The organism is Bacteroides caecigallinarum (assembly GCF_016902295.1).
Classification (GTDB): Bacteria; Bacteroidota; Bacteroidia; order Bacteroidales; family Bacteroidaceae; genus Phocaeicola; species Phocaeicola caecigallinarum_A.
In genome coordinates, this window is the sequence record NZ_JACJLQ010000176.1 from 1 (window position 1) to 358 (window position 358).

The following is a 358-nucleotide window of genomic DNA, read 5'->3' on the forward strand; positions in this document are numbered from 1 at the left end:
TCTTCCTCTTCTTGTCGGGGTACCAGGATTCGAACCTGGGACCCCCTGCTCCCAAAGCAGGTGCGCTAACCGGACTGCGCTACACCCCGAAGACATGTTTAAATCCAATTTTCCGAAGAACGTTGTCTTCATCGTCTTGTCGGGGTACCAGGATTCGAACCTGGGACCCCCTGCTCCCAAAGCAGGTGCGCTAACCGGACTGCGCTACACCCCGAAGACGTTTTAATCAAAACTTGAGTTACTAAACCTTGTCGGGGTACCAGGATTCGAACCTGGGACCCCCTGCTCCCAAAGCAGGTGCGCTAACCGGACTGCGCTACACCCCGAAGGCGTTTCTCTCAATTGCGGTGCAAAGGTA

General features: G+C 55.0%; 3 tRNA genes. All 3 read right to left on the reverse strand.

From position 1 onward, the window contains the following. Positions 1 to 14: 14 nt before the first annotated feature. Positions 15 to 89, reverse strand: a tRNA-Pro gene (locus H6A27_RS14695). A gap of 50 nt (positions 90 to 139) precedes the next feature. Further along, a tRNA-Pro gene (locus H6A27_RS14700) sits at positions 140 to 214 on the reverse strand. Between the two features lie 37 nt (positions 215 to 251). Next, a tRNA-Pro gene (locus H6A27_RS14705) sits at positions 252 to 326 on the reverse strand. Positions 327 to 358: the final 32 nt, after the last annotated feature.